General features: G+C 59.6%; 2 protein-coding genes and 1 pseudogene. 1 reads left to right on the forward strand and 2 read right to left on the reverse strand.

Features of this window, described 5'->3' with window-relative positions; translation table 11 throughout:
- A pseudogene (psbK, locus tag NW863_RS13015) lies at positions 1–75 on the forward strand (photosystem II reaction center protein K); the annotation flags it as partial.
- 164 nt (positions 76–239) lie between these two features.
- Here psbK and NW863_RS13020 read toward each other — a convergent pair.
- Both NW863_RS13020 and NW863_RS13025 read right to left on the reverse strand, forming a co-directional pair.
- On the reverse strand, positions 240–779 hold the full coding sequence (locus NW863_RS13020) for a DUF3611 family protein (protein ID WP_414333224.1): 540 nt from the start codon (positions 777–779) through the stop codon (positions 240–242).
- A gap of 113 nt (positions 780–892) precedes the next feature.
- Entirely contained in the window at positions 893–1,306 is a 414-nt protein-coding gene (locus NW863_RS13025; protein WP_414366872.1) for a DUF4168 domain-containing protein, read from the reverse strand.
- Positions 1,307–1,452: the final 146 nt, after the last annotated feature.

Raw genomic sequence — 1,452 nt, forward strand, 5'->3', positions numbered from 1 at the left:
GACATTCTGCCCATCATCCCTGTTTTGTTCTTTTTGCTGGCTTTTGTCTGGCAGGCGGCAGTGGGCTTCAAGTGAAGCTCTCGGAATCTGCGATTGGCAACTACGGACTTCGAGACTGCTTCCGCTTGCCCCTCTTCCTCTGGCAGGGGGGCATTTTTAGCTGGGGCAAGTTTAGGGCGGGCCACTGTGCCGCAGGCCTGACTTTCTGCCTTGCAAAGTTAAGACTGGCCGACTGGGGTTCAGGGCTCGCGGTCGAGGGCGCCGGTAATCCAGAGCACCCCTGCTAAGCAGACGAAGTGGGCAAAGGTAACGTTGATATTGGCAGCCAATAGCAGCACTCCTGCTGTCTGGGTGCTCAGCGTGCGGGTAAACAGCCGCACAAGCAGCTCTCCCACCTGCGCCTCCATGGCGATGAGGGCGAGGAAAGCGCCGATCAGGCTGACATAGGTAACCAATTGCAACTGCTTGGGCAGATCCAACTGGCTTGGGGTAGCGGCAGACACTGAGCGGCGCTCCGCCTGGAGCAGGTAGCGCCAGTTAAAGAAGAGACCGGCTGCCAGGGTTAGAAGGGTAAACAGGGTAAACCAGAAGGCGATAAAGGCCCCCATCGAGTCGTCGCGATAGAGGGTATTCTGGCCAACTAAAAATCCCAGCCAGAGCAGCAGAGCCGTTGCCCCCAGAACCGCCTGAAACCAGAACCCGAAGCGGCGCGTCAGGCGCAAGCGAGACTTCATGCGCTCGACAGCCGCCCGTACTGACGGCGACATAGGCTCGTTCATTGCTCTCCCCCCGCTCTCTACGGACGAGCACCGACCTCCGCTTCCAGCCTACCGCTATCTTCCGTCCTCCGTCACATCCGGGCAAAAGCGCTGCAGGGGATCCAAGGGGGGGGTTAGGGTTTGGAGCTAGGGCTCACGCTGGGATCCGCGCTTTGCAGGCGCAGGATTTCGGCTTCGATGCGCTGTTGGAGGGCTTTGCCTTCTTCGGAGCGAATCAACAGGGTGATGCGGTTGTATTCAGGCACGGTCATGCCGTGGCGGGTGATGATCTCGGTGGCGGTGCGAATGAACTCCCGCCGGATTTGATCTTTGCTGGCCGGATCCGCGGTGGCCTGGGAGCGCTGCTGGGCCTCTTGTCGGTGCGGCTCCATCTCCAGGACGATGCGGGCATACTTGGCGACCTGTTCATCGGTCAAAACTAGAGAGGTGGCGGCAGTTTGGGCTACGGCCAGAGAAACGGTCAATACCGGGATCCAGGTGCAGACCCAGATCAGGCCCACCAGCCCTTTTTGGGCCACGCTGGGCATCGAGAATGCCGTCCATCGTCTCCGACTTGCTTGACCTGACACCGCTGCTATCTCCCCACCCAATAACGAACTCTCTCTGGGGTTGCCGGCGCTTTTGGGAGCCCCCTTTCTTTTGGTGTAGCTTTCGCTGTTACCCAGATTCAACC

Origin of the sequence: Synechococcus sp. B60.1 (assembly GCF_047462555.1) — a bacterium.
In the GTDB taxonomy this organism is placed as follows: domain Bacteria; phylum Cyanobacteriota; class Cyanobacteriia; order Thermostichales; family Thermostichaceae; genus Thermostichus.

Bases quoted from the DNA above. Each gene is read 5' to 3' on its own strand.
- NW863_RS13020 (WP_414333224.1), bottom strand. From the start codon at position 779: ATGAACGAGCCTATGTCGCCGTCAGTACGGGCGGCTGTCGAGCGCATG.
- NW863_RS13025 (WP_414366872.1), bottom strand. From the start codon at position 1,306: ATGCCCAGCGTGGCCCAAAAAGGGCTGGTGGGCCTGATCTGGGTCTGC.